This is a genomic window from Sebaldella sp. S0638 (assembly GCF_024158605.1).
GTDB lineage: Bacteria > Fusobacteriota > Fusobacteriia > Fusobacteriales > Leptotrichiaceae > Sebaldella.
In genome coordinates, this window is the sequence record NZ_JAMZGM010000182.1 from 1 (window position 1) to 4,534 (window position 4,534).

The following is a 4,534-nucleotide window of genomic DNA, read 5'->3' on the forward strand; positions in this document are numbered from 1 at the left end:
TTACGTTATCCATATAATGAAGAAGATGAAAAAGAATTATCGGAAGAGATATTAAAATCAGCAGAGAATTTGAAGAATTTATTTGATGTAAAAGAAAACGAAACAGAAGAAGTAGAAATTCCCACATACACAATATTAGGAATAACTTATTCAAAAGAAGAAATTGTTTTGCACGACGGAGAAAAAGTGTTTTCAATAAATTGCAGTGAATTAAAGAAATATTTATAAAACTAAGTCCGCAAAGACACTAAACTAACACTCTTGACTAAGATACGGGGAAACCTGTATCTGTTATGGCACGGTAGTTTAACTGGTAAAATACTGGTCTCCAAAACTGGTGTTCTTGGTTCGAGTCCAAGCTGTGTCGCCAAATAAAATGTCCGAGAGGAGTAAATATGGATAAGATAGAATTTCATAGAAGAAAAGCAGAAAATAATATAAGAAGTATCAAATTAATGCATAAAGGAAATTGTGTAAAAACGATAGAATTTTCAAAATATCAGATGTTTAGAATATTACTGGATATAGGGAAAATGTTAGACAGGGGAGACAGTAAAGAGACAATAGCAGATTATGTGCTGCCATATATAAATTTACATTCAGCAGAGGAAGAATTAAGCCTTGATGATTTAATAGTGGATAATGCAGAATACGTGGAAAAATATAAAAAATTATTAGAACAGGCAGAGAAATCAAACACAAGACAGGCAAATACTATAAAGAAATTAACTGAAAAAAATAAGGAACTGGAAGCAGAGAGTTCAGAGATAGAGATTCTAATATCAGAGAATAAAAAATCCCTTGACCTACTAAAAGAAAAAGACGGTGCAATAACGAGACAGTTAAAAACTATATCGGAATTGGAAAAAGAAATTGAAAAGCTGAAAAGTCAAAAATCAGAACTGGATATACAGGTTAAGGAAAAAGAAAAGATAATAAAAGACCTTAAGAGTAAGAAGGCTCCTAAAGCACCGGCTAAAAAGGGTGCAAGAGGCAGAGGAAAAACTAAAAAAACAGCAGAAGATATTGATATAGACGGAATATTAGAGGAAGGACTGAATTAATATGAGAAATAAAGATATGGAAGAATTAAAGAATATAGCAGAGGGTTTGGTCACAGCTTTGGAAGATAAGGATGAAGAAGTAGTAATAAATCTAAGGGAATCCTTAATGGAAAAGTGGGAAGAAGTGGAATGAAAATGAAAATTATAGAATCAATATGTTATATAGTGACACTATTTTTTTTAGTAAATTCACTTAAAACAAGAAAACGAAGAATGCTAGAGATAATAAAGAAGCTGTTAATATATCTGACAATATTAACAGCTCTAAAATATTCTGAAAATCTAAGTGGAGTGGTAGCAGTGCTTATATTTATAATAATAAACAATGAATATTTAGAAAAATGAATTACTTTTTAAAGTACTCGTTAAATTTTAGAGTTATTTTATCTGAAAAATTTGGAAATAATGTTTTAGAAATCCAACAAATGATGAAACCAGTTGCAAAATCTTTACCCTGTGAGGCTAAATATTGAAAAATATGCTCAATAATAGAATCACTATAGGAAGTACAGGAAAGTAGAATTATGATTGAAATAGCTAGAATTCTTTGTTCATAAATTTCAGCTTCGCTAGGAGAAGGGACAGAAAATTCTAGTCGATCAAGGGTAAAGTCCTCCAAAATATCATCAAATGAGCGTTCAGGATAAGAAGAATCAACATATGTTGAATATTCATTAATAATTGAATTCAAAAATGCTATATCGTAAGAATTATGATTAATTTGTTGTACAGTTAAAGCTAGTTTTTCTAGAGTAGAAAATTTTAAAGATTTCATAAAAGCCTTCTTTCGTATAAGTTTTTAAACATTGTATCAGAAATTAAAAAAAAGTAAATAAAAAAGAATCTCAAAGAAGAGATTCAGAAAAAATTATTATTTTAGCTAATTAATTTATACCATAAAATTAAAGAAATGTAAATAAAATAAGTCAAGAGAGAGTGATAAGAATGAGGAATAAAATATTAACTCTATTTAGAAATAATGTTCCATATATAAAAGAATTAAGACAATTATCGGGAAGTGTAACAGCTAGTATATTAATGCAGCAACTGGATTATTGGTTTGAAAAAAAGCCGGGTGGATTCTATAAATTTTTAGAACCATGTGAGAATAATGAACTATATAAAACAGGGGATAGCTGGACAGAAGAACTGGGATTTAGTAAGTATGAATTTAAAACAGCTTTCGAAAAAATAGGAGTAGCATACAAATCAAAAAATGAATTTAAGAAAGCAATGGAAAAAGGAGATCCGTTTCAAGGAAAATTCTATTGCTGTTATGTAGATAAGATGAAATATATAACAGTATATTACAGAAATCATGAACTACTGGATTCAGAACTGGAAAAGTTATTATCTCCTGTAAGTGAAGAAAGTTCATTTACAGTAAATGAAGAATCTTTATTTACGGAGATAAAGAAAGTTGATTTACGGGAAAATAAGGTCAAAGCTAGGAATTTAAAGGGACAGGATAAAATTCCTGTAAATGAAGAAAGTCCATCTACAGTAAGTGAAGAAACTTGCTTTCGATATAACAGAGACTACAATACAGAGAAAGAGACTACAGTCAGAAATGAAAAAAAATCTTCCGACTTCGAAGCTGAGAAAATAAAAAAAGAAGATTACCGGAGACATTCCCAGAATGAAAATATTTATGTGAAAGATGTAGAACGAACATGGAAAGAGTGCGAGCTACAAGAATATAAATATGCTCCGGTTGAGGGAATAAATAAGGCAATTGAAAGATATGGAATAGCAGAAATAATACAGGCAATACAACGCATAAGTAAAAGCACACATATGAAAAAGATAACGAATATTGATAGTTTTTTCAATAAAAATACAGATTTTGAACAGATAAGAAAAACAATAAATGGAAGTTATGATGACCGAAAACCGGAAGAAATTCTTAGAAGTTCAGAATATACACAGGAAGATTTAGAATATGCTTTTAGACAGGAGGAAGAATGGCCGAACTGAGTATAGAAAAAGCAATACTGGGAAAGATACTGTCGGCTCCGTATACATTTGAGAGTGCAGTAGAAAACGGCTTAAAAGAACAATATTTCGTAAATAATGAAAACCGTGAAATATATAAGCAGATGCTTAAAATATATACAGAAAACGGAGTGTTTGAGCAGAGTTTTTTAAAAGTGCCGAGAGAAAAACTAATTGAATTAGCCGAGGAATCTAACGGAGTAGTTCATATGAATTTAGGAGTAAAGGTACTGCGTGACGAATACAAGAATTATTATATGGATAAAAAGATACAAAAAGTTCTCGAGACAGAGGATTTAAGTGTAGATGAGAAAAGAAAAAATATAATAACCATAGTGGAGCGACTGGGTGATTTTGAAGAGGAAAGTAATAAACTGGTAACACCAAGAGGCTTACTAAGTGAATGGTGGACAGACCTAGAGAAAAAAGAACTAGATGGAATTTATACGGGCTATAGTGATCTTGATAAATATGTATTTCTTGAGAAGGGAAGTTTAATTACTATAGGAGCAAGACCGTCAATGGGAAAAACAGCCTTTGGTTTAAATTTAGCTTATAAAAATGCAGTAAAACATAATGTTTTGTATGTAAACATAGAAATGAATACCAAACAGATAACAAACCGTATACTGGCCAGTATGTCAGGAGTACTTCTTAAGAAAATAAAAAAGACAAAAGGAGAAGTACTGACAGACGAGGATATAGCTGCAATAAGTCGTAAAATGTCAATGTTTGAGAAATTGAAACTAGGGATACTAGACTGTAAAAATAATAATTTTGAGATAATAGTCCAGGGAATAAAAAAGGCACATGAAAAAACTCCTTTGGCTCTAATTGTAATAGATTACCTGACTTTGATGCAGGCCAAGGGATATTCAAATAAAAATATAGAAGTTGAGGAAATGGCAAATAGATTAAAGGCATTAGCAAAAGAACTTGATACTTGTATTGTGGTCTTAGCCCAGTTAAACAGAGATGTAGAAAAGAGGCCGGATAAAAGACCTGTATTAATGGATTTAAGAGATTCAGGAGGAATAGAGCAGGCGAGTAATGTGGTGATGTTTCTCCACAGGGAAGATTATTACAAAACACCAAACAGCGAAAAGAAATTATCAATGATGGAAGTAATAATCAGGAAAAACAGAGATGGAGAATTAGGGACAGTAAGCTTAGTTTTTAATAAAGAAACACAGGAAATAAGGACCTTACAAAAGCAACCCAAATTAATAGATGTGGGAGATGATGAAGATGATAAAAGACGCAGACCCTATTAGTGATACCCGGTTAAATGATTATATAAACACCTTAGAGGAAAGAAAAAGCAATAAATCCAAAGAGCTTATAAAAATAAATACTGAATTTAGGGAAATAGACCAGAAGTTAAAAGATGCCCTAGAAGTAAGGGAAATAAGGTTACTAAATAAAATGGCAGGAGGTGGAAAATGAATGTAGGAAAAAGATTTGAAGCGGATATA

8 protein-coding genes and 1 tRNA gene are annotated in these 4,534 nt (G+C 31.1%); 8 read left to right on the forward strand and 1 reads right to left on the reverse strand.

Translation table 11 applies throughout. From position 1 onward, the window contains the following. The 5 genes from NK213_RS18935 to NK213_RS18950 all read left to right on the forward strand — a co-directional run. Positions 1 to 228 (forward strand): hypothetical protein (locus tag NK213_RS18935; protein ID WP_253352168.1); only part of this gene is annotated, 228 nt, incomplete at its 5' end. Between the two features lie 67 nt (positions 229 to 295). After that, a tRNA-Trp gene (locus NK213_RS18940) sits at positions 296 to 370 on the forward strand. Positions 371 to 395: 25 nt separating this feature from the next. Continuing rightward, positions 396 to 1,064 carry a hypothetical protein gene (locus tag NK213_RS18945; protein WP_253352170.1) on the forward strand — a complete coding sequence of 223 codons (669 nt, stop codon included), beginning with the start codon at positions 396 to 398 and terminating at the stop codon, positions 1,062 to 1,064. A 1-nt stretch (position 1,065) separates the two neighbouring features. Next, positions 1,066 to 1,197: a hypothetical protein gene (locus NK213_RS20530; protein ID WP_256478834.1), complete on the forward strand. Its 132-nt coding sequence runs from the start codon at positions 1,066 to 1,068 to the stop codon at positions 1,195 to 1,197. Beyond that, on the forward strand, positions 1,194 to 1,409 hold the full coding sequence (locus NK213_RS18950; RefSeq protein ID WP_253352172.1) for a hypothetical protein: 216 nt from the start codon (positions 1,194 to 1,196) through the stop codon (positions 1,407 to 1,409). Before NK213_RS20530 ends, NK213_RS18950 begins: the two co-directional genes overlap by 4 nt. 1 nt (position 1,410) lies before the next feature. Here the strand turns inward: NK213_RS18950 and NK213_RS18955 are convergent, their stop codons facing one another. Continuing rightward, positions 1,411 to 1,839 (reverse strand): hypothetical protein, encoded by a 429-nt coding sequence (locus tag NK213_RS18955; RefSeq protein ID WP_253352174.1) that lies wholly within the window; start codon positions 1,837 to 1,839, stop codon positions 1,411 to 1,413. A gap of 170 nt (positions 1,840 to 2,009) precedes the next feature. Here NK213_RS18955 and NK213_RS18960 point away from each other — a divergent pair, with 170 nt between their 5' ends. Genes NK213_RS18960 through NK213_RS18970 form a run of 3 tightly spaced genes read left to right on the forward strand, consistent with a single transcriptional unit; the run spans position 2,010 to position 4,505 of the window. Continuing rightward, complete coding sequence (locus tag NK213_RS18960) at positions 2,010 to 3,041, forward strand: hypothetical protein (protein ID WP_253352176.1); 1,032 nt, start codon at positions 2,010 to 2,012, stop codon at positions 3,039 to 3,041. Beyond that, positions 3,029 to 4,333, forward strand: coding sequence for a DnaB-like helicase C-terminal domain-containing protein (locus NK213_RS18965; protein ID WP_253352178.1), 1,305 nt, complete (start codon positions 3,029 to 3,031; stop codon positions 4,331 to 4,333). The genes NK213_RS18960 and NK213_RS18965 overlap by 13 nt, the downstream gene beginning before the upstream one ends. Continuing rightward, positions 4,308 to 4,505 (forward strand): hypothetical protein, encoded by a 198-nt coding sequence (locus NK213_RS18970; RefSeq protein WP_253352180.1) that lies wholly within the window; start codon positions 4,308 to 4,310, stop codon positions 4,503 to 4,505. Before NK213_RS18965 ends, NK213_RS18970 begins: the two co-directional genes overlap by 26 nt. Positions 4,506 to 4,534 lie beyond the last annotated feature (29 nt).

Excerpts from the sequence above, each read along its gene's own strand:
- NK213_RS18945 (WP_253352170.1), top strand. The coding sequence starts at position 396 with ATGGATAAGATAGAATTTCATAGAAGAAAAGCAGAAAATAATATAAGA.
- NK213_RS20530 (WP_256478834.1), top strand. The coding sequence starts at position 1,066 with ATGAGAAATAAAGATATGGAAGAATTAAAGAATATAGCAGAGGGTTTG.
- NK213_RS18950 (WP_253352172.1), top strand. The coding sequence starts at position 1,194 with ATGAAAATGAAAATTATAGAATCAATATGTTATATAGTGACACTATTT.
- NK213_RS18955 (WP_253352174.1), bottom strand. The coding sequence starts at position 1,839 with ATGAAATCTTTAAAATTTTCTACTCTAGAAAAACTAGCTTTAACTGTA.
- NK213_RS18960 (WP_253352176.1), top strand. The coding sequence starts at position 2,010 with ATGAGGAATAAAATATTAACTCTATTTAGAAATAATGTTCCATATATA.
- NK213_RS18965 (WP_253352178.1), top strand. The coding sequence starts at position 3,029 with ATGGCCGAACTGAGTATAGAAAAAGCAATACTGGGAAAGATACTGTCG.
- NK213_RS18970 (WP_253352180.1), top strand. The coding sequence starts at position 4,308 with ATGATAAAAGACGCAGACCCTATTAGTGATACCCGGTTAAATGATTAT.